A 21700-nucleotide genomic window follows, 5' to 3' on the forward strand; every position below is an offset into this window, starting at 1 on the left:
CCAGCAATGTCGCCGACACGGAGCTAACAAACACCCAGCCGTCGCGCAGCTTTGTGTCGATTGTCACCGTTGACATCGCAACTTCGTCTCAATTGTCACGTTGCAGTGCAGCAAGCCTTGAGCCGCGCCGAAACCCGGCGCATAGCCCGCGGGCATGAGCAAGCCGATCAAGTCGCTCGCCGACGCGCTGCAGGCGCGTCTTACCGATGGAGCCCTGCCGGGAGAGCTAGAGGGGTTCGGCGATGCCGAGCGCGCCACTGCCGCCCGGTTCGTCGCGGAAGCTGCCGCGACACGGCCGCCCGGCGTGCCCGGGATCGCGCTTGAAACCGGTCTTGGCGAGGACAGCCGCACCATGCGGCTCGCCGTCGTCAATGATGACATGCCCTTCCTCGTCGATTCGATCTCTGCCACCATTGCCGCCCACGACATTGCCATCCGCCGCGTGATCCACCCCGTCGTCGCCGTCGAACGGACCGGCGACGGCGCCCTGACCGGCATCGGTGCCGGCGGCTCCCGCGAATCCATGGTCTATATGGAACTCGAGCGCGCCGATGCGCGCGATCGCACTGGTCTCGTCCGCGACCTCGAACGCAACCTCGGCCATGTCCGTGCCGCCGTGACCGACTGGCCCGAACTGCGCCGCGCGATGAGCGACGACGCGAGCCGCGTCGGCGATCCCGAAGGCGCTTCGCTGCTGCGCTGGTTCCAGGGCGGCAGCATGACACTGGTCGGGCACGAGGTTTGGCATATCGACGGCAGCGTCACCGACGCCGCCGGCATCTGCCGCATGAAGCTGGATACGCCGCTGCTTGCAGACGCCTCGCGCCAGCTTGCGGTCGAGTGGTTCGAGAAGGGCGGCCAGCCGCCGCTGCTGCTCAAGTCCAACCTCATCTCGACCGTCCATCGCCGGGCCCCGCTCGACCTGGTGCTCGTGCCGCTGCGCGAGGGCGGCAAGGTCACCGGCCTGTCGATCCATGCCGGTCTGTGGACCAGCGCCGCGCTCCATTCGACGCCCGACGAGGTGCCGCTGCTGCGCGCGCGCCTCACCTCGCTCGAAACCAAGTTCGGATTCGACCCGCGCGGCCATACCGGCAAGGCGCTGACGCACGCGCTGACCGGGCTGCCGCACGACCTGACCATCGCCTTCCCGCAGGAAGCGCTGGAGCAGATCGCACTCACCGCCATGTCGGTGACGGACCGCCCGCGCTCGAAGCTGGTGCTGATCCGCAGCGCGCTCGGCCGCCATCTCTTCGCCTTTGTCTGGCTGCCCCGCGACGACGTCTCGACCGGCCGCCGCGTCGCGATCGGCGAGATGCTGGAACGCTCCGCCAACGCCACCCAGATCAGCTGGTCGATCGCGCTCGAGGACGGACCGGTCGCCTTGCTGCGCTACACGCTCGACCTGCGCGGCGAGGGTCGCATGCCCGACGCTGCCGCGCTCGACGCCGAGCTTGAGCGCATGGTCCGCGGCTGGCTTCCCGCGGTCGAGGCCGCGCTGATCGAGGACGGCCTTGCCGCCAATCGCGCCGCGAGGATGGCGCTGCGCCACGCTCCCGCCTTTCCGCCCGGCTACCGCAACCATAACGGGCCGGAAGAGGCGGCGCGCGACATCGTCCGCATCGCCGGCCTGGCCGATGCCGATGCGCGCTCGGTTCGCTTCTTCGAACAGGCGGGCAAGCTGCGCATCAAGCTCTACCGCCTTGGCGGCGCGCTGGCGCTGTCGGACGCGGTGCCGGTGTTCGAGAATTTCGGCTTCCGCGTGATCGAGGAGTTGCCGACCGCGCTTTCCGGCGAAACCGGCGCCTATATCCATGACTTCGAGGTCGAGCTGACCGGCGAAGCGAAGCTCAAGGGGGATATCCCGACGGTCGAGGAGGCGATCGCCGCGGTGCTCGAAGGGCGCGCGGAGAACGACGCGTTCAACCGCCTGATCGTCGAGGCGGGCATCGCGCCCGCATCGGTCGTGCTGCTGCGCGCCTGGTTCCGCTACCTGCGCCAGACCGGCCTTACCTACGGGCTCGTCACCGTGGTCGAGGCGCTGCGCCGTGCGCCCGCGGTCGCCACCGCGCTGGTCGAGCGGTTCGCCGCCGCGCACGATCCGGCACGCGCCAAGGGCAGCGCCGAGGCGGTCAAGACCGCCGACGCCGCGATCGCAGCCGGACTCGATGCCGTCAGCGCGATCGACGACGATCGCATCCTGCGCGCCATCGCGGGCGTGATCCGCGCGACGCTGCGCACCAACGCCTTCGCGCCCGCCGCGGCTGAAGCGCTGGCGTTCAAGCTCGACAGCGCCAGGGTGCCGAACCTCCCCGCCCCGCTCCCCTGGCGCGAGATCTGGGTCTATTCGCCGCGGGTCGAAGGTATCCACCTGCGCGCCGGTCCGGTCGCGCGCGGCGGGCTGCGCTGGTCCGACCGGCGCGACGACTTCCGCACCGAAATCCTCGGGCTGATGAAGGCGCAACGCGTCAAGAACGCCGTCATCGTGCCGACCGGCGCGAAGGGCGGCTTCTATCCCAAGCAGCTTCCCTCCCCCGCGATCGACCGCGACGCGTGGTTCGAGGAGGGCAAGGAAAGCTACCGCATCTTCATCCGCTCGCTGCTGTCGATCACCGACAATATCGTCAGCGGCAAGGTCGTCCATCCGGACAGCGTCGCGATCCTCGACGGCGAAGATCCCTATTTCGTCGTCGCGGCCGACAAGGGTACCGCAACCTTCTCCGACGTCGCCAATGCGATCGCGATCGAGCGCAACTTCTGGTTGGGCGACGCCTTCGCCAGCGGCGGCTCGGTCGGCTACGATCACAAGGCGATGGGCATCACCGCCAAGGGCGCGTGGGTCAGCGTCCAGCGCCACTTCCTGGAAATGGGCACCGACGTCCAGACGCAGAGCATCCGCGTCGCGGGCTGTGGCGACATGTCGGGCGATGTGTTCGGCAATGGCATGCTGCTGTCCAAGGCGATCAAGCTGGTCGCCGCGTTCGACCATCGCCACATCTTCCTCGATCCCGATCCCGATCCCGCCAAGAGCTGGGACGAGCGTGCCCGCATGTTCGCGCTGTCGCGGTCGAGCTGGGCCGATTACGATCCCAGCCTGATCTCCAAGGGCGGCGGCGTGTTCGCGCGGACCGAGAAGGTCATCAAGCTCAGCCCCCAGGTCCGCGAAGTGCTCGGCATCGATGCCGAGGAGATGGAGCCCAACGCGCTCATCTCCGCCATCCTCAAGGCCCCGGTCGACCTGATCTGGTTCGGCGGCATCGGCACCTATGTGAAGGCGGCGTCGGAAGCGCATATCGAAGTGGGCGATCCCGCCAACGATCGCCTGCGCGTCAATGCCGAGGACATGCGCGCACGCGCCATCGGCGAAGGCGCGAACCTGGGCGTCACCCAGGCAGCGCGTATCGCCTTCTCGCTGCGCGGCGGCCGCCTCAACACCGACTTCATCGACAACTCGGCCGGCGTCGATTGTTCGGATAACGAGGTGAACATCAAGATCGCCCTCAACCGCGAGGTGATCGAGGGACGCCTCAAGATCGACGATCGCAACACCTTGCTCGCCAGCATGACCGACGACGTCGCGCATCTGGTGCTGGAGGATAACCGCCTCCAGACACTGGCGCTCTCGTTCCTCGAGAATGACGGCGCAGTTGCGGTGCCCAGCTTCGTGCGCGTCATCGAGATTCTCGAGGCTTCCGGCCGCCTCGACCGTGCGGTCGAGGGCCTCGGCTCGAACGAGGACTATCTGCGCCGCGCGCAGGAAGGCCGCGGCCTGACCCGGCCCGAGCTCGCCGTGCTGCTCGCCACGTCCAAGCTCGCGCTGCAGGATGCCATTGAGGACGGCGATCTCGGCCTTGACCCCGAACTCGAACCCGATCTGATCGCCGCCTTCCCGCCGGCGATGCAGAAGAAGTTCAAGAAGCCGATCGAGGAGCATCGCCTGCGCGGCGAGATCGTCGCGACCAAGCTCGCCAACCGCATCGTCAACCGGCTCGGCGTGCTCCACCCGTTCGAGCTGGCCGAGGAGGAAGGCGCATCGCTGCGCGACATCGCCGCGATGTTCGTCGTCGCCGAGCGGCTGTTCGGCCTGCCCGCGATCTGGGAAGCGATCGAGACCGCGGCAATCAGCGAGCAGGCGCGCCTTGCCTTGCTCGACGAGGTTGCCGTCGCAACCCGCGCGCAGATCGCCGATCTGCTGCGGGTCGATCGTCCGGACGAAGGGCCGGGCGAGCTGATCGCTCGCCTCAAGCCCGGCATCGCCGGCCTCGACCGCCAGACCAAGAAGCTGCTCAAGGAAGAAGCACGCGCGCAGTCCGGCCGCATCGCCGCAAAGCTGGAGGAAGCGGGCGCGCCGCACGATCTGGTCACGAAGATCGTCCGTATCTTCGAGCTGGACGGCGCAGTCGGCCTTGCCGATCTCGGCCAGCGCCGCGGCATCGACGAGACCGAGCTGACTCATGCCTTCACCCATCTGGGCCAGGAACTCGGCCTCGACTGGGCGCAGGCGGTGGCGGCACGCATCGTCGCCGGCGACCCGTGGGAGCGGTTGCTGATCGCGGGCCTTGCGCGCGATTTCCAGCAGCTGCGCCTCGAGTTCCTCGCCCGCGCCGACGGCAAGGACCCGCGCGCCGCGGTCGATGCCTGGCTCGCCGATCATGGGGCCCGCGTCGAGCAGTTCGCTGCCCTTGTCGCCCGTGCACGCAAGGCGCCCACGCCAAACGCAGCGATGCTTGCGCAAATCGCCGGACAGGCGCGCGTCCTGCTGGGGCGATAGGCACCGCAATACCGTCAACCGTCACCCCGGTCTTGGGCCGGGGTGACGGCGGGACGGGACGAAGCAGCTCCCGAACACACGTTGTAATTGCGAATCGTTCTCGCTAAGTCGCGAACGACTCGCAATTGGAACCGCTTCGCCCGATGCACGGCACCGCCGCCAAACCGGCCCCCCGCAAGAAAAGCCGGAAAGCCTTCTGGCTCAAGCAGCTGCACACCTGGCATTGGGTCAGTTCGGCGATCAGCCTGATCGGCCTGCTGCTGTTCGCGATCACCGGCTTCACCCTCAACCATGCCGCCGAGATCGAAGGATCGCCGGTGACGGTCGAGAAAAAGGCGCAGTTGCCCGCGCCCCTGCTCGCCAGCATCAAGCCTGACGACGCGCCGGACGCGAAGAAGCCGCTGCCCAAGCCGGTCGCCGACTGGGTCCAGGGCAATCTTCCCGTGGCGCTCGCCACCGGTGACGCCGAATGGTCGTCTGGCGAGATCTACCTCGCCCTTCCCCGCCCCGGCGGCGACGGCTGGGTCGCGATCGATCGCGAGACCGGCGAGGTGACCAACGAGAGCACCACCCGCGGCTGGATCGCCTGGCTCAACGATCTCCACAAGGGCCGCAACGCCGGCACGGTGTGGAAATGGTTCATCGACATCTTCGTCGTCGCCTGCGTGATCTTCTCGCTCACCGGCCTTGTCCTGCTCCAGCTCCATGCCCGCCACCGGCCGAGCACCTGGCCGCTGGTCGCCGCGGGCCTGATCATTCCCGCCATCCTGGCCATCTACTTCATCCACTAGGGGAACGCCGCCATGCAGCTTCGCATCACCGGATTGACCGCCACCGCGATCGGCGCAGGCCTGTTCGCGCCCGGCATGGCCGCGGCGCAGACGCTCGACGTCAGCCTCACGATCCCGCGGCTCAGCGTCGCCGAATATCACCGGCCCTATGTCGCGATCTGGATCGAGAAGGAGGGCGCCCCCGCCAAGACCCTCGCGGTCTTCTACGACGACGACATGAAGGCGAATGAGGGCACCAAGTGGCTGCGCGACATCCGCCAGTGGTGGCGGGTCTCCGGCCGCACGATGAAGTTCCCGGCGGCAGGCGTCACCGGCGCGACCAAGGCGCCCGGCACGCACAAGCTGAGCTTCAAGCCGCAGCTCGCCCCCGGCAACTACACGCTGGTCGTCGAGGCCGCGCGCGAGGTCGGCGGCCGCGAGCTGGTCCGCTTGCCCTTCTCGCTGCCCAAGGGCGGCACAGCCCGAGCCGCCGGCACCTCCGAGCTCGGCGCCGTAACGTTGACCGTCAAGCGCTGACGCGCTGCGGTACCGGGCCGGTGCCGCCAACCGAACAAGGGGAAAACAGATGAAGGTCCGTCACGTCCTGATCGCCGCTGCCGGCGTCGCAATCACCCTTCCCGCCGCCGTGCAGGCCCACCGCCAGTGGATGCTCCCGTCGATGACCGTCGTCTCGGGCGAGGGCGACGATGTCTGGGTCACGGTCGACGCCGCGGTCTCCAACGACCTCTTCTATTTCGAGCATCAGCCGATGCGCGCGGACGTCAGCGTGCTGCTGCCCGACGGCACCCCGGGTGAGGTCAAGAACAAGGCCACCGGCCGCTATCGCACCACCTTCGACGTGCAGATCGGCAAGCGCGGCACCTACAAGATCTTCTACGCGATGGACGGCGTCATGGGCAGCTACAAGCTCAATGGCGAGGAGAAGCGCATCCCGCGCGGCACCACCACCGCGACCCTCGCCGCCGCCATCCCTGCCGGCGCGACCGACGTGAAGACGACCGAGACCAGCAACCGCAACGAAATCTTCGTGACCGCGGGTGAGCCGACCAGCACCGTGTTCAAGCCGACCGGCAAGGGCATCGAGCTGGTCCCGGTCACCCACCCCAACGACCTCGTCGCCGGCGAGCCCGCGACCTTCCAGTTCCTGCTCGACGGCAAGCCCGCCGCCGGCCTGCCCGTCACCGTCATCCCCGGCGGCATCCGCTATCGCGACCAGCTCAACCAGCAGGATCTCAAGACCGGTGCCGACGGCAAGGTCACGGTGAAATGGGGCGAGCCGGGCATGTACTGGATCAACGTCACCACTCCGCGCTCCGCCGGCGCTGAGCAAGGCGCCCCGCCCGCTCCGGGCGCCCGCCGCGCGAGCTATGTGACGACGCTCGAGGTGATGGCGCCCTGATCACGCCCAGGACGCCCCGCGAACCCCGCGTCATCATCCCGAACGACATCTCGCCCGCGGCCTTCTACAGGCGGCGGGCGAATGCCGTTGTGGAGACGTTCGGTGGCGAGACCATGGGCACCACATGGTCGGCGAAAATCGTCGCGCCGCCCACTGGCGTCCAGTCGGCGATCGAAGCCGTCCTCGCCACCATCATCGCCCAGATGAGCCATTGGGAGCCGACCTCCGAGCTCAGCCGCATCAACAATTCCCCACCCGGCACGTGGCACCGTATCGGCCCCGAATTCGCGCAGGTGATGACGACCGCGCTCGACGTCGCGAAGCGCTCGAACGGTGCCTTCGACCCGGCAATGGGGGTGGCGGTCGACCTGTGGGGCTTCGGCCCGCCCGGCCCGCGTGTCGGCCTACCCTCCGAAGCGGAGATCGAAGCCGCGCGCGCCCTGTGCGGTTACGACGCGATCGACTTCGATCCGCTGCTGCTGCGCCTCCGCCTTACCCGCCCCGTCAGGCTCGACCTCTCCGGCATCGCCAAGGGCTATGCCGTCGACGCCGTCGCCGCCCGGCTGAAGGCCATGGGCTGCCTCGACTTCCTCGTCGAGATCGGCGGCGAACTGCTCGGCGAAGGCATCCAGCCCGACGGCCAGCCCTGGTGGGTCGATGTCGAAGCGCCCCCAAGCCTGTCGATCGTCCCGCTCCGCATCGCCCTGCATGGTCTCGCCGTCGCCACCTCGGGCGATTATCGCCGCGCCTTCGTGGCGGGCGGCACCGCCTATGCCCATACGATCGACCCGCACACCGCCCGTCCGGTGGTCAACGGCACCGCCAGCGTCACCGTCCTGCATCGCGACCGCGCGCAAGCCGACGCGTGGGCCAGCGCGCTCACCGTCCTCGGCCCGGCCGCAGGGATGGCGCTCGCGGAACGCAAAGGGCTCGCCGCACATATGCTGACGCACGACGGCAACGACCGCCTGTCGCCAGCGCTACTGACGATGCTCGCCTAGTTCAGGCGTCCGCCCAGCGCCTCAGCAGGTTGTGATACACGCCCGTCAACTCGATCACGCTGCGATCGTCGCCGCCAAGCTGGCCGGTCAGCCGTTGCACGCTCTGGTCCAGGTCGAACAGGATGCGCCGTGCGCCATCGTCGCGGACCATCGACTGGAGCCAGAAGAAGCTCGCCACCCGCACGCCGTGCGTCACCGGGGTCACATGGTGCAGGCTCGATGAGGGATAGACCACCGCGTGTCCCGCAGGGAGCTTGACCCGCTGCACGCCATAATGATCCTCGACCACCAGCTCGCCGCCGTCATAGGCGGCGGGATCCTCGAGGAAGACGGTGATCGACAGGTCGCTGCGGATTCGAAACTCGCTGCCGCGCTTGATCCGGATCGCGTTGTCGACATGCGTGCCGAACGTCTGGCCCTCGCCATAGCGGTTGAACAGCGGCGGGAAGACCTTGAGCGGAAGCGCCGCAGCGAAGAACAGCGGCGAACGGCCAAGGGCATCCAGGATGACGCCCCCGGCCTCAAGCGCTGCCGGGCTTCCCTCCGGCAGCTGCTCGTTCTTCTTGGCCAGCGCCGACTGATGGCCGGAGGTGACGTTGCCGTCGACCCACTCGGCCGCATCGATGAGTCCCCGCACCTTCGCCACCGTCTCGGCGTCCAGCAGCTGGGGAATCGCGATCATCATGGCACTTGCCTAACCTCAAGGGGTGGGAGCGGGCAACGGTCCGGGGGACAGGTGGACCGCCACCCGCTCCTCCCCCTTGTTCAGAAGCGGTAGCCTACGGTCAGCACCGCCGCTCGCGCGTCACCGGGTGTCGCCCAGCCATTGTTGCGGATGCGGGTGTAGTAGAGCTCGTTAGTGAAGTTCTTGACGTTCACCAGCACGCTGAAATTGGGGCTGAAGTCGTACGAGATCGACGCGTTGTGGACGAGATAGTCGTCCGAACGATAGAGGACCGCCGACGCCGCGGTCGGCAGGTTCAGCGCGAAGCTGCCCTGATAGGTCAGGCCGTACCCCAGCTTCAGCCCGAACGGCAGTGTATAGGTGGTGTAAAGGCTGCCCGAATGATTGGGCACGTTCTGCAGCTCGGCGCCCGCCGCCGGGTCCGGGCTACCCACCGCGACCGAGCGGATCAGCTTCGGCTCCAGATAGGTGTAGTTGGCAGTGATCGACCATGCCGGGGTGATGTTGCCCGTGGCGCTCACCGCGATTCCGTCCACCCGCGAATGACCGTCGAGTACCTGATCGGGTTCGTTGATGTCGTTGGACGGCACCTTGTACTGGTCACGCTCGTTGCGGAACAGCGCGACGCTGAACAGCGCGCGGCCGACCTCGGCCTTGGCGCCGATCTCGTAATTCTTGGCGCTTTCGGGATCGACGTTGCAGGTCGCGGCGACGCAGGCGCCGTTGACCGCGCTCTGCGATGGCGTCTGCGCGTTGCCATACGCCGCATAGAGCGTCACCGTTTCGACCGGCTTGAAGACCAGGCCGACGCGATAGGTGAACAGGTCCGCCTTGTTGTAGAAGCGCGGCCCAGTGACGATCGGCCCCTGCGGCACGGTGGCGGTGGCGGCGGTCGAGGTGTCGGTCTGGTAATTGCCGCTATTGTTCTCGTAGCGGACGCCGCCGTTCAGCTCGAACTTGCCGAACTTCATCGTGTCGAAGAGATAGACCGCGTAGTTGGTCACCTCGCCGCGCTGGCGGCCGCCTTCGACATAATTGATCGGACCGGTATAGACGTTGCTGCCATAGTTGAAGCCCGCGGGGCCGGCGATCACCTCATTGGGGTTCGACCAGTTGACCAGCGGGTATGCGGTATAGGCCAGCGTGCGATTGGCGTTGCGATAGACGTTGCCGGTCGAAAGGAAGTACTTCTCCCACCCGGCCGAAGCGCCCAGCACCAGGCTGTGCTCGACCGCGCCAGTCGCGAACTGCGCCGACAGATCGATCTGGTTGTACATCAACTCGCTGGTCGTATCGCGCACGTTCCCGCGCGGGCCGCCGATCAGATAATAGCCGACGGGCACGGTCGCCGGGCATGCGGTGCCGTTAGCCTGGATATTGCCAGTGAGGCAGAAAGTGCCCTGCGGCGGACCGACGATCGTGCGCTGCGATACGCTCTGCCAGCGAGTCAGGTTGCGCAGCGACAGCCTGTCGCTGAATTCGTGCGATGCGGTGATCGTCGCCTGATCGACGGTGATCTCCTGCGTATCGACGTTGCGATAGCCGAAATAGTCGCTGCGATCGATGCCCGGCAGCGCGCCGTTGTAACGCCCGTTCTTGTAATAGGGCACGCCATATTGCGGGATGTTGCTCTCTTCCTGATGCAGATACTGCAGCGTCAGGCTGGTCGGGCCGTCGATGCCGATGGTTGCCGAAGGCGCGACGCCCCAGCGGTCGTAATTCTCGACGTCGCGGCCCGGCACGTCGTTCTTGTGCACCATCGCGTTGAGCCGCAGCGCCACCAGCTCGTTGACCCGGACATTGGCGTCGATCGTGCCGCGATAATAGTCGTCGGTGCCGATGCCGGCCTGGACCGCGACCTCGGTCTCCGCCTTGGGGCGCTTGGTGACGATGTTGATCGATCCGCCGACCGATCCCGATCCGTTATAGACCGAATTGGCGCCGTTGGTGACCTCGACCTGCTCGAGGTTGAACGGATCGCTGCGCGAATAGGGCGCGCTGTCGCGCACGCCGTCGGTGGTGATGTCGGACGAGGCCGAATAGCCGCGCAGCGTGATCTGGTCGCTCGGCGCGATGCCGCCCTCCGCCGCGCCAAAAGTGATGCCGGGCACCGTCGACAGCACGTCGCGCAGCGTGAGCAGGTTCTGCTCCTCGATCACCTTGTTGGTCAGGATCGTCACCGTCTGCGGCGTATCGCGCACCGGGCGTGTGGCCTTGGGGCTGGCCTGTTCCGACCGGGTTTCCTGACCCGTCACGACGACCTCGTCGCGCTCCTGCTGGACCGTCGTGTCGTCTTCTGCAGCCTGCGCAGGCGCCGAGGCGATGAAGCCGACCGCGGCGAGCGCAAGGAAGGCGGGCGCGGCCTTGCGGCCGTCGGAAGTGGTGCGAGTCATGTTGGCCCCTTTAGCCTTGTACGTTTCGGGGCCAGCTATTGAGAGTCGTTCGCAGAGTCAACGAAGTTGCGAATCATTTTCATCAGTGTCGCAATTTTGTCGCAGCCCGAACAGCCAGCTGCGGATCGCGCTTGCCAGATTGGGGGGATCCTCCCCACCGATGCGCAGATGGTCGATCTGGGCGACGACCGCATTGATCGGCAGGCCGCGATGCGCCGCCGCAGCTTCGAGCGCAGCCCAGAAGACGGGCTCTAGACTGATCGAGGTCGGATGCCCGGCGATGGTGATCGACCGCTTGACCGGCCCCTGAAACCCGCCGGGCGGGGCTTCGATCATGCGTCGATGTCGAAGAGCGACGCGAGTTGCTCGATCATCGTCCCGGCGAGCTGATCGGCATCCATGATCGTCACCGCGCGGCTGTAGTAGCGCGTGACGTCGTGCCCGATGCCGATCGCGACCAGCCCGACCGGCGAGCGCTGCTCGATCCAGCCGATCACCTGCCGCAGATGCCGCTCCAGATAGGAGCCGCTGTTCACCGACAGGGTCGAGTCATCGACCGGCGCGCCGTCGCTGATCACCATCAGGATCTTGCGATCCTCGGGCCGCGCGATCAGCCGATGATGCGCCCACAGCAGCGCCTCGCCGTCGATATTCTCCTTGAGCAGCCCCTCGCGCATCATCAGGCCGAGCGACTTCTTCGCCCGCCGCCACGGCTCGTCGGCCTGCTTGTAGACGATGTGGCGCACATCGTTGAGGCGGCCCGGCTGCGGCACCCGCCCCTCGGCCAGCCACTTCTCGCGGCTTTGCCCGCCCTTCCACGCCTTGGTGGTGAAGCCGAGAATCTCGGTCTTGACCCCCACCCGCTCAAGCGTGCGGGCCAGGATGTCGGCGCTGATCGCGGCGATGCTGATCGGCCGTCCGCGCATCGACCCCGAATTGTCGATCAACAGCGTGACGACCGTATCGCGGAACTTGGCGTCCTTCTCGACCTTGTAGGACAGCGACTGCATCGGGTTGACCACGACGCGCGCCAGCCGCGCCGCGTCGAGCAGCCCTTCGTCCTGATCGAAGTCCCACGACCGCGACTGCTGCGCCATCAACCGCCGCTGCAGCCGGTTGGCGAGCTTGGTCACCACGCCCTGCAAATGGACGAGCTGCTGGTCGAGATAGGCGCGCAGCCGTTCCAGCTCCTCCTCGTCGCACAGCTCGGTCGCCGCGATCACCTCGTCATATTGCGTGGTGAAGGCCTTATAATCGAACTGGGGCGGGAGATCGGACCAGGGGCGGTTGGGGCGGACGGGCATCATGCCTTCTTCGCCGTCGTCGCCCGGCTCGCCCTCGGCGTCGTCGAACTCGCCCTGCTCCTGCTCGCTTTCCTGGCCGTCCTCGGTCTCGGCTTCGTTCTGCTCGCCGCGCGCCTCGACCTCGCCCTCGCCGGTCTCGCCGTCCTGCTCGCCCTCTTCGCCTTCGTCCTGCTGCTGCTCGTCGGTGCCCTCGTCCTCGCCGCCGCCCTCATCGGCTTCGTCGGGAATCAGCTCGCCTTCGGTCAGGTCGAGATCCTCGAGCAGGTTCCCAACCAGTTTCGCAAACGCGGCCTGATCGTCGATCGCCAGCGCCAGCGCGTCGAGGTCATCACCGCCCTTGTCCTCGATCCAGTCGCGCACCAGTGCAAGGCCAAGCGCAGCCTCGGCCGGCGACTCGCGACCGGTCAGCCGCTCGCGCACCATCAGCTGGATCGCGGTGGACAGCGGCACCTCGTCGCGCGAGCGGGCCCGGCTGATCGGGTCGGACCGCATCCGCATCTGCAGCGCATGATCCAGATTCCCGGCGATCCCGGCATAGCCCCGCGATCCCAACGCCTCGACCCGCGCGGTCTCCACCGCGTCGAACACGGCGCGCGCAACCGCCTCCTTGGGCGCGCGCTTCTGGTGCAGCGCGGCATCGTGCAGCCGCATGCGCAGCGCGAAGCCGTCGGCAAAGCCGCGCGCCTCGGCCACCTGCTCGGACGGCAGATTGCGGCCGGGCATCGGCACCTTGACGTGCCGCCCCGATTGGCTGGGCGCGTCCGCGGTGAACGCCAGCTCGACCTCCGGCTCGTTCGCCAGCGCGCGGGTCGCCCCGGTAAGGACGGACTTGAACTGATCGAGTGGAGAGTCGGCGGCCATCGCGATCCGATTAGCGGGCAAAATCGTACTCCGCTACCGCCCTCGCCGCAAAGCTGACGGAGGATGTCAGCTTTACCCGCCTAGACCGGCGCCATGAACCGGGAGACGAACATGGCCAGCACCACAGGGCGCCGCGACATCCTCAGAACCGCCGCGGGCCTCGCGCTCGGCGCGTCGCTTCCCCTGGAAGCCCTTGCCGCCCCACCGTCCGGCAAGCCGGGCGAGTTCGACTGGCTCACCGGCGAATGGCGCATCGCCCACCGCCAGCTCAAGAACGGCAAATGGGATGAATTTCCCGGCGAAGCGACCTGCTGGTCGATCCTGGGCGGCGTCGGCCATGTCGAGGAGCTGCGCATTCCCGCGCGCGACTTTTCGGGCATGGGCCTGCGCCTGCTCGATCTCAAGACGCGGATCTGGAGCGATTATTGGGTCAACGCCAAATCCGGCGCGCTCGGCGGCGCGGGTCTGACCGGCGGCTTCGTGGAGGGCGAAGGCGTGTTCGATACGCGCGAGACGATCGCCGGCAAGACGATGATCCATCGCGGCCTGTGGGACCGCATCGTCCCTGGCAAGTCCCACCGCTGGCAGCAAATGGCCTCCAGCGACGGCGGCCAGAGCTGGGAAGTCAGCTGGACGATGGATTGGGTGCGTGTCCCCGATCGCCGCTGACGGTTCGCTTCAGGGCGCCTTCCCCACCACGCTTTCGGGCAGGTCCTTGCCGAACACGCGCTGGTAGTATTCCGCCACCAGCGCCCGCTCCGCCTCGTCGCACTTGTTGAGGAACGACAGACGGAACGCGAAGCCCGGATCCTTGAAGATCTCGGTATTCTGCGCCCAGGTGATCACGGTACGCGGGCTCATCACCGTCGAGATGTCGCCGTTGATGAAGCCGCGGCGCGTCAGGTCGGCGACGCGGACCATGTTCTCGACCAGTTCCTTGCCGCCCGGCTTGTCATAGTCGCCGCTCTTGGCGAGCACGATCTGCGCCTCGGTCGCGGCAGGCAGATAGTTGAGCGTGACGACGATGTTCCAGCGGTCCATCTGGCCCTGGTTGATCTGCTGCGTGCCGTGATACAGCCCGCTCGTATCGCCGAGGCCCACCGTGTTGGCGGTCGCGAACAGCCGGAAATAGGGGTTGGGACGGATCACGCGGTTCTGGTCGAGCAAGGTCAGCTTGCCCTCGGTCTCGAGCACGCGCTGGATCACGAACATCACGTCGGGGCGGCCGGCGTCATATTCGTCGAACACCAAAGCCGTCGGCGTCTGGATCGCCCAGGGCAACAGCCCCTCGCGGAATTCGGTGACCTGCTGCCCGTCCTTGAGCACGATCGCGTCGCGGCCGATCAGGTCGATACGGCTGATATGTGCGTCCAGGTTGATGCGGATGCACGGCCAGTTGAGCCGCGCCGCCACTTGCTCGATATGCGACGACTTTCCGGTGCCGTGATAGCCCTGCACCATCACGCGGCGGTTGTGCGCAAAACCGGCCAGGATCGCCAGGGTCGTATCGGGATCGAACACATAGGCGGGGTCGAGATCGGGGACGCGCTCGTCCGCCTCGCTGAACGCCGGCACCTCCATGTCGATATCGATCCCGAACAGGTCGCGCACGCTGACCTTCTTGTCGGGCGCTTCGAGGATCGTGGTTTCCCGGCTGTCGGGCTGGGTGTTGGGGATATCGGTCATGGCAGGGCCTTCGCAGAGTCGCCGCCGTCCCTAGCCCCGCGTGCGACCCCAAGTCGAGACACTTGTGCCGCGCCGCATCATTTCCATGCCCTTGTCAGGCCCGATACAGCCTTACCGGCGCGGTCGATCGCGCGAGAACGCCCTTGGCTTCCTGGTCGAGCTGCACTGCCTTGATCCACCATCCCGCCTTGTCGCCGCCGGGAAACAGGTCCTCGGGAAGGCGCGGCAGCACTGCCGCCTTGATCTCGCCCGGTGTCAGCCCCGGCGCTTCGGCGGGAAGCACCGCAAGCATCGCATCGCGCATCGCCGCGAACTTGCCCGCTTCGACGCGATAGGTCTTGCCGGGCTGGAGGACATTCTCGATCTCGATCCGTTCGGGCTTGGCCATCATGCATCTCCTTGGGTAAGTTTCTCGGGCAGCGCGAACAGGTCCACGAACTGCTGCGCCTTGGCGCGATCACCGGTCAGTTTCAGCCGGCCCTCGGCCTCGGACTCCTCGAACGGCCATTTGCCGTAGACGAGGGTGACGAACCGCGTGGTATCGGTCTCGAACACCACGTCCGCATCGCCCGCCTCGCCCGGCTCGATCGCCAGATCATGCCGATCGAGTCGCCCGACGAACGACGCGCCCGGAAAGCGGAAGCCGATCGTCATGCGAATGTCCGGCCGGTCGGGGTCGATCATCGTGCGCAACGACAGCATCGCGGAAACCGGCGAGAGCGGCAGCGTCGGATCGTGCCGCGGCGAGCGCGTCGCCCAGCGGCCCATCGCCTGGAAGATCGGCTCGCTCTCATAGCCCCAGGGCGTCAGCTCATAGACCTGAACATTGGCGGGCGGCGGCAATTTGCGCCGTGTGAGGACGCCCGCCTGTTCGAGACTGTCGAGCCGCTGGGTCAGCACATTGGCACTGATCCCGGTCAGGTCGGCCTTCAGCTCGCCGAAGCGCCGCGGGCCAAGCATCAGCTCGCGCACGATCAGCATCGACCAGCGCTCGCCCAGGAATTCCAGCGCGAGCGCGCTGCCGCATGCGTCGTCGTACCAGCGCTTTTCCGCCACTTTTTCCTCTTTAGTCACTTTTTCTAACTTCATGGTTGCTTTTAATAACTGAGTCGCGCATCAAGATCAAGCAAGCGATTCGCGGCCATCGACGAATGGACCGCCATCGAATGGAGACCCCCGATGCGTAGTCTGTTCCGAGAGTATCTGCCCGTCGCCCAAAGCGTCGCGATCGGCCTTGCCGCATTCTGCTTCACGGCATTGGCGATGCTCGGCCACGGCGCGCTCAGCGGCACCGGCCCGTTCGCCTGACCGCATCGGCAGGTCGTTAGTCGAAAAATACTGTCGGGTTCGCAGCGACGAGTCCGACATCAGTTCGAGAGGAAAAACGTCATGACTCAGCTCACTACGTGCATCTGGTATGATCATACGGCGGAGGAAGCCGCGAATTTCTACGCGTCGGTCCTGCCCGGCGGCCGCGTCATCGCGGTGAACCGGACCCCGTCCGACACGCCCTCGCAAAAGGCCGGCGACGTCATCACGGTCGACTTCGAGGTCGCCGGGCAGAAGTTCATCGGCCTCAACGGCGGCCCGATCTTCCCCCAGACCGAAGCGGTCAGCTTCATGCTCTTCACCGAGGATCAGGAAGAGACCGACCGGCTGTGGAACGCGATCGTCGGCAATGGCGGCAGGGAAAGCGCCTGCGGCTGGTGCAAGGACAAATGGGGCGTCAACTGGCAGATCACGCCGAAGCGGCTGATGGACCTCATCTGGAACAATGCCGACCCCGCTTCAGCCAAGCGTGCGATGGATGCGATGCTGACGATGCACAAGATCGACATCGCCACGGTCGAAGCTGCCGCCGCCGGCACGCCGGTCGACGCCTGAGGGGCCGTATTCATGTCGTTCCAGGCCTATCTGAACACGATCGAGCAGAAGACCGGCAAATCGGCCGCCGACTTGCGCGCCATGGGCGCCGCCCGCGGCTGGACCGCCGGCGCGACGCTCGCCGACGGGATCAAGCCGATGGCGATCGTCGCCTCGCTCAAGGACGAGCTGGGGCTCGGCCATGGCCATGCGATGGCCGTGGTCGCCCTGCTCAAGGGGCTCAAGAAGGAAGGCGATGCCTGACCTTCCAGCCCGGCCAATCAGAAGACAAACAGGAGAGAAACATGTCAGCCACCCCGCAACCCGCCCAGCTTGAGATCACCGGCTTCAACTGGGTCCCCGACTTCGCCAAGGGCTTCGTCCGCGACCTCCGCCCGCGCTGGGCCTGCGAGGAGATCGGCCTGCCCTATTCGATGCGGCTGCTCAACGCGGCCGCGCCGCGCCCCGAGGCCTATTACAAGGAGCAGCCCTGGGGGCAGGTGCCAGCGCTGGTCGACCAGGACAGCGGTCTCACCATCTTCGAAAGCGGCGCGATCCTGCTCCACATCGGCGAGAAGGACGAGCGTCTGCTGCCCCGCGATCCACAGGGCCGCGCCACCGCGATCAGCTGGCTGTTCGCCGCATATAACAGCGTCGAGCCGATGGCGTTCGAGCTGGGCAACATCGAGATATTCGCCGCGGGCGAGCAGTGGGCGGAACTTCGCCGCCCCAGCCTCATTGAGTTCACCTGCAAGCGCCTCGACCGTCTGGCGATCGCAATCGACGGACGCGAATGGCTCGCGGGCCAGTTCAGCATTGCCGACATCGCGATGGCGACCGTGCTGCGCGATATCGAGGGCAGCGGTCTGCTGGAGGAGCGCCCGGTACTGATGGCGTATCTGGAACGTGCCATCAGTCGTCCGGCGTTCAAGGCCGCGCTCGCGGCGCAGCTTGCTGATTTCAGGCCGTCCCCCGCTGCCGCGGCCTGAATTCGCGTCCTACGTCCCAAGGAGAGAGAAGATGACCTTTGTAGAAGGATTCCTCACCCCCGTCCCCAACGCCAACAAGGAAAAGTACACGAAGCACGCGCAGGAAGCGGTGGAACTGTTCACCAATCTCGGCGCCACCCGCTTCGTCGAAGCCTGGGGCGACGACGTGCCCGACGGCAAGACCAACGATCTCAAAAAGGCCGTCGATTTGAAGGATGACGAGACCGTGCTGTTCAGCTGGCTCGAATATCCCGACAAGGCGACGCGCGATGCCGCCAACCAGAAGATGATGAGCGATCCCAGCGTCGGCGAGCAGATGAAGGACATGCCCTTCGACGGCAGCCGGATGATCTTCGCCGGGTTCGACGCCTTTGTCGATGTCGGCGAAGGCACGGGCACCGGCTATGTCGATGGCTATGTCCTTCCGGTGCCGGAGGCGAACCGCGACGCCTACAAGGATATGGCCACCAAGGCCGCCGCAGTATTCCAGGACTATGGCGCGCTACGCATCGTCGAGGCCTGGGGCGAAGACATCCCTGATGGCCAGAAGACCGACTACAACCGTGCCACGCTGCGCAAGGACGGCGAGCGCGTCGTCTATAGCTGGGTCGAATGGCCCAGCAAGGAAGCACGCGACACCGCCTGGCCCAAGCTGATGGAAGACGAGCGGATGAAGCCCGACTTCGAGAATATGCCGTTCGACGGCCAACGGATGATGTGGGGCGGCTTCGCGCCGATCCTCGACACCAAGGCCTGACGCACAGCCGTCCCCCGCGCGGGGCGGTGCCGGATATCCCTTGCCCGGCACCGCCCCGCTTCTATTTCGAGGAGTCACGCGATGACCAACCCCAATGGAAGCTGGATCTGGTACGAGTTGCTGACCACCGACGCGGACGCGGCAATCGACTTCTACAGCCAGATCATCGGCTGGACCCCCAGCAAATTCCCCGGCGGCACGATCGACTACAACATCATGTCGGTGGGCGAGGACGGGGTCGGCGGGATCATGAAGAACCCCGCCCCTACCCCGTCCGCCTGGCTTGGCTATGTCGGCGTCGATGACGTCGATGCGACGGTCGCGACGATCCAGTCGCTGGGCGGCAAGGTGCATGTGCCGCCGATGGACCTTCCCGGAGTCGGCCGCATGTCGATGGTTCAGGACCCGCAGGGCGCGTATTTCTATGTGATGCGCGGCGCTTCGCCCGAGGCGAGCAGGGCGTTTGGCCGGGCCGAGCTCGGCAAGGCGAGCTGGAACGAGCTCCAGACCACCGACGATGCTGCAGCGCTCGATTTCTACGGCACGCTGTTCGGCTGGGAAACCGATGGCGCGATGCCGATGCCCTGGGGCGACTACACTTTCCTCAAGGGCGGTAGCAGCGAAACGATGTGGGGCGGCGTGATGCCGCGCGAAAAGGCGGAGCATCCCGTCGCGTGGAGCTTCTACTTCCGCGTCCCCGATATCGAGGCAGCCTATGCCAAGGTGAAGGAACTCGGCGGCACGCCGGTGATGGAGCCGATGGAGGTCCCCGGCGGCGAACGCGTCTTCTTCGCCATGGACCCCCAGGGCGCCGGTTTCGGCCTGGTTGCACCGAAGTGATGCCACGACGGGCCGGGCGGATGTCGGGTGGTGACGAGGTCTGAATTTTCACCGTCACCCCGGCCTTGTGCCGGGGTCCACCGGGAGACGAAGCGTTGGGCAAGAGGCTCTTGCCCAACCGGTGGGGCCAAGTGGACCCCGGCACAAGGCCGGGGTGACGACGTGAGATGAATGAAGCAGATGGAATCCTGACCGTACGGTTCAAACTACGTCACAACAGGATGCCCAGCCATCTTGACAAAATCTCCTATTGTGATAGTAGGAGATCAGATGCGTGAAGCGGACACAGTCCCCGCCTCAACCGCCGGACACCCGGTCTGGCAACGGATTTCCAGTTACCAATTCGGTCCCCCGGACGCCGCGCTGCCCTTCGCCGCGCGGCTCGCGCGTGAGAATGGCTGGAGCGCCGCCAGGACGGAACGCGTGATCGAGGAATATCGCCGCTTCGCCTTCCTCGCCGCAACCGGCGAAGCCCAGGTCACCCCGCCCGACGCGGTCGATCAGGTCTGGCATCTCCACCTCACCTATACCCGCGACTATTGGGAGCGCTTCTGCCCCGATATACTGGGCAAGCCGCTCCATCACGGACCCACGGCTGGCGGTCCGGACGAGCGCAACCGCTTCTTCGCGCAATATGCCGATACGCTTGCCCGCTACGAGGCCGCGTTCGGCGCTCCGCCCCCTTCCGACATCTGGCCATCCGCCGCACAGCGGCTGCTGGACGATCCCCGCGCGCGGCGGGTGCATCCGCGCGACGCGATCCTCCTTTCGCGCCCGCAGGCCGCGCTGCTCCTGCTGGCGTTCATCGGGCTTTTCGCGTTCGCGCTCTTTCTGTGGGTTCAGCATGGCTGAACCCCGCACCGGTTCGGCATCGCCGAACCAACCAAAGGAGTAACCTCCCATGTCTCTCGGCCCCTTCGACTGGACCGGCGGACCCTTTCTCATCCTCTACCTGGTCCTGCTGGTGACCGTGGTGATCGCGGGGGTGATGATCCCCGCCTGGCACCTGCCCGAAGGCCGCCGCCAGAAGGTGAGCGACCCGGACCAGCTCGCCTATCTGTCCGGCGGCCGCACCCGCTTCGCTGACAGCATCGTCGCGCGGCTGCTCGCCGGACGCGCGCTGGTGATGGACGGCAAGGACAAGCTCGACGTGCGGATGCGCAACGGCGCCAGCGCAGCGGAGAACAGCGTCCTCGCGCTCACCGCGCCGCTCGACTGGACGCGGATCGAACGGACCCTGCGCCCCACCGCCGATAGCCTTCACCAAGGCCTCCAGCGCGCCGGGCTGATGCTCACCGGCGCGGAGCGGTCGAACCTGCGCTACTGGGCGCTGCTGCCCTATCTGATGCTTCTGATGTTCGGCGCGACCAAATGGTTCATCGGCGAGGCGCGCGAGCGGCCGATCGGCTTTCTCACCGTGCTGCTGATCGTCACTGCGATCCTCGCGCTCATCCGCGCGCTCACCATTCCCAGGCTCACCGGTGCCGGCATCGCCGCCCTCGGTGACGCGCGCCAAGCAGCGGACCGCATCCGCCGCGCCCCACTCGCGGGCGAGGTCGGGCTGGCGGTGGCCCTGTTCGGAACCGGCGTTCTGGTCGGCTCGGAATTCGGCGCGTTTCACACGATGCGCGCCGCGAGTGGCGGCGACAGCGGCTCCTCGAGCGGAGACGGCGGCGGTGGCGATGGCGGGGGTTGCGGCGGTGGCGGATGCGGTGGCTGCGGCGGTTAGGCGCCCGCTTCAGGCAAAGGCGGGCGATGCCTTGAGCTGCTGATACGCCTCGATCACCCGTTGCAGAATCGCCTCATGGCTGCGGTCGCCGCCATTGCGGTCCGGGTGATATTTCCGCACCAGCTCCGAATAGCGGCGGCGCAGCGCGGTGCGGTCGGCATCCACCTCCAGCGCCAGCGTGCGCAGGGCCTCGCGGTCCTTGCCCGACAGCGGCTTGCCATCCTTCCGCTCGGCCGGCATCGCGTTGCGCCAGCGCGCGCCGATCGCGTCGAGCGGATCGCTGAAGTCGGCCCAGCGCGGCGGCCGGTCCGCCCCTCCGCTGGTCGCGAAGGCGCGGGTTTCGCGCTCCCACCCCGCCAGCGGCCGTTGTGCATCATGGATCTCGTCGGGGCTCATCCCGGTGAAGAAGTTGTAGCTCGAGTTGAACGCGCGGACGTGATCGAGGCAGAGCCAGCGATATTGCGGCGGCTGATCGCTGGCGCGCGCGCTGCCGAGCAGTGGCGCGCGAAACTCGCCCGGCTCGGTGCAGCCGGGTTCGGCGCACGGCCGCCCGGGCGCCTCCACTCGGCCGTGGAAACGCGTATTGGGACGATATTTGGGCGGCTGACGAGACACTCGAACTCCGGTGGGTAAA

The 21700-nt window shown here is 66.8% G+C and carries 22 protein-coding genes; 14 read left to right on the forward strand and 8 right to left on the reverse strand.

Annotated features, from left to right (window positions below; genetic code table 11):
- Positions 1-154: 154 nt before the first annotated feature.
- From BDW16_RS06165 to BDW16_RS06185, 5 genes are all read left to right on the forward strand, one after another.
- Positions 155-4768 (forward strand): NAD-glutamate dehydrogenase, encoded by a 4614-nt coding sequence (locus tag BDW16_RS06165; protein WP_066580958.1) that lies wholly within the window; start codon positions 155-157, stop codon positions 4766-4768.
- A gap of 143 nt (positions 4769-4911) precedes the next feature.
- Positions 4912-5559 carry a PepSY-associated TM helix domain-containing protein gene (locus BDW16_RS06170; protein ID WP_066580957.1) on the forward strand — a complete coding sequence of 216 codons (648 nt, stop codon included), beginning with the start codon at positions 4912-4914 and terminating at the stop codon, positions 5557-5559.
- 12 nt (positions 5560-5571) lie between these two features.
- Entirely contained in the window at positions 5572-6075 is a 504-nt protein-coding gene (locus tag BDW16_RS06175) for a DUF2271 domain-containing protein (RefSeq protein ID WP_066580956.1), read from the forward strand.
- 49 nt (positions 6076-6124) lie between these two features.
- Positions 6125-6958: a DUF4198 domain-containing protein gene (locus tag BDW16_RS06180; RefSeq protein WP_066580954.1), complete on the forward strand. Its 834-nt coding sequence runs from the start codon at positions 6125-6127 to the stop codon at positions 6956-6958.
- Between the two features lie 89 nt (positions 6959-7047).
- Positions 7048-7959 (forward strand): FAD:protein FMN transferase, encoded by a 912-nt coding sequence (locus BDW16_RS06185; RefSeq protein WP_241230592.1) that lies wholly within the window; start codon positions 7048-7050, stop codon positions 7957-7959.
- Position 7960: 1 nt separating this feature from the next.
- Here the strand turns inward: BDW16_RS06185 and BDW16_RS06190 are convergent, their stop codons facing one another.
- The 4 genes from BDW16_RS06190 to cobT all read right to left on the reverse strand — a co-directional run bounded on the left by BDW16_RS06190 (position 7961) and on the right by cobT (position 13202).
- Entirely contained in the window at positions 7961-8644 is a 684-nt protein-coding gene (locus BDW16_RS06190; protein ID WP_066580949.1) for a Fe2+-dependent dioxygenase, read from the reverse strand.
- Between the two features lie 80 nt (positions 8645-8724).
- Positions 8725-11037 carry a TonB-dependent receptor gene (locus BDW16_RS06195; RefSeq protein ID WP_066580948.1) on the reverse strand — a complete coding sequence of 771 codons (2313 nt, stop codon included), beginning with the start codon at positions 11035-11037 and terminating at the stop codon, positions 8725-8727.
- 57 nt (positions 11038-11094) lie between these two features.
- On the reverse strand, positions 11095-11373 hold the full coding sequence (locus tag BDW16_RS06200; protein WP_066580946.1) for a ribbon-helix-helix domain-containing protein: 279 nt from the start codon (positions 11371-11373) through the stop codon (positions 11095-11097).
- On the reverse strand, positions 11370-13202 hold the full coding sequence (cobT, locus tag BDW16_RS06205) for a cobaltochelatase subunit CobT (RefSeq protein ID WP_066580944.1): 1833 nt from the start codon (positions 13200-13202) through the stop codon (positions 11370-11372). The genes BDW16_RS06200 and cobT overlap by 4 nt, the downstream gene beginning before the upstream one ends.
- Before the next feature lie 111 nt (positions 13203-13313).
- On the opposite strand from cobT, the gene BDW16_RS06210 reads away from it, so the two are divergent.
- Entirely contained in the window at positions 13314-13871 is a 558-nt protein-coding gene (locus tag BDW16_RS06210) for a hypothetical protein (protein WP_125958861.1), read from the forward strand.
- 9 nt (positions 13872-13880) lie between these two features.
- On the opposite strand, the gene cobS is transcribed toward BDW16_RS06210, so the two are convergent.
- From cobS to BDW16_RS06225, 3 genes are all read right to left on the reverse strand, one after another.
- A complete protein-coding gene (cobS, locus tag BDW16_RS06215) occupies positions 13881-14888 on the reverse strand; it encodes a cobaltochelatase subunit CobS (RefSeq protein WP_066580940.1) in 1008 nt (335 codons plus the stop codon).
- A 94-nt stretch (positions 14889-14982) separates the two neighbouring features.
- On the reverse strand, positions 14983-15276 hold the full coding sequence (locus BDW16_RS06220; protein ID WP_066580938.1) for a DUF6958 family protein: 294 nt from the start codon (positions 15274-15276) through the stop codon (positions 14983-14985).
- Positions 15276-15977: a winged helix-turn-helix transcriptional regulator gene (locus tag BDW16_RS06225; RefSeq protein ID WP_066580936.1), complete on the reverse strand. Its 702-nt coding sequence runs from the start codon at positions 15975-15977 to the stop codon at positions 15276-15278. The genes BDW16_RS06220 and BDW16_RS06225 overlap by 1 nt, the downstream gene beginning before the upstream one ends.
- Before the next feature lie 90 nt (positions 15978-16067).
- Here BDW16_RS06225 and BDW16_RS21780 point away from each other — a divergent pair, with 90 nt between their 5' ends.
- The 8 genes from BDW16_RS21780 (at position 16068) to BDW16_RS06260 (ending at position 21066) form a co-directional block, all read left to right on the forward strand.
- Positions 16068-16196, forward strand: coding sequence for a hypothetical protein (locus BDW16_RS21780; RefSeq protein ID WP_255265778.1), 129 nt, complete (start codon positions 16068-16070; stop codon positions 16194-16196).
- A gap of 81 nt (positions 16197-16277) precedes the next feature.
- Complete coding sequence (locus BDW16_RS06230; RefSeq protein ID WP_066580934.1) at positions 16278-16772, forward strand: VOC family protein; 495 nt, start codon at positions 16278-16280, stop codon at positions 16770-16772.
- A 12-nt stretch (positions 16773-16784) separates the two neighbouring features.
- Positions 16785-17015 carry a DUF4287 domain-containing protein gene (locus BDW16_RS06235; RefSeq protein ID WP_066580933.1) on the forward strand — a complete coding sequence of 77 codons (231 nt, stop codon included), beginning with the start codon at positions 16785-16787 and terminating at the stop codon, positions 17013-17015.
- A 41-nt stretch (positions 17016-17056) separates the two neighbouring features.
- On the forward strand, positions 17057-17740 hold the full coding sequence (locus BDW16_RS06240; protein ID WP_066580932.1) for a glutathione S-transferase family protein: 684 nt from the start codon (positions 17057-17059) through the stop codon (positions 17738-17740).
- 31 nt (positions 17741-17771) lie between these two features.
- Entirely contained in the window at positions 17772-18497 is a 726-nt protein-coding gene (locus BDW16_RS06245; RefSeq protein WP_066580930.1) for a DUF1428 domain-containing protein, read from the forward strand.
- An 81-nt stretch (positions 18498-18578) separates the two neighbouring features.
- A complete protein-coding gene (locus tag BDW16_RS06250) occupies positions 18579-19337 on the forward strand; it encodes a VOC family protein (RefSeq protein ID WP_066580927.1) in 759 nt (252 codons plus the stop codon).
- Positions 19338-19607: 270 nt separating this feature from the next.
- Positions 19608-20189, forward strand: coding sequence for a glycine-rich domain-containing protein (locus tag BDW16_RS06255; RefSeq protein WP_066580926.1), 582 nt, complete (start codon positions 19608-19610; stop codon positions 20187-20189).
- Positions 20190-20238: 49 nt separating this feature from the next.
- Positions 20239-21066, forward strand: coding sequence for a TIGR04222 domain-containing membrane protein (locus BDW16_RS06260; protein ID WP_066580925.1), 828 nt, complete (start codon positions 20239-20241; stop codon positions 21064-21066).
- A gap of 9 nt (positions 21067-21075) precedes the next feature.
- Here the strand turns inward: BDW16_RS06260 and BDW16_RS06265 are convergent, their stop codons facing one another.
- On the reverse strand, positions 21076-21681 hold the full coding sequence (locus BDW16_RS06265; protein WP_066580923.1) for a J domain-containing protein: 606 nt from the start codon (positions 21679-21681) through the stop codon (positions 21076-21078).
- Positions 21682-21700 lie beyond the last annotated feature (19 nt).

Source organism: Sphingomonas koreensis (assembly GCF_002797435.1).
GTDB classification, from domain to species: Bacteria; Pseudomonadota; Alphaproteobacteria; order Sphingomonadales; family Sphingomonadaceae; genus Sphingomonas; species Sphingomonas koreensis.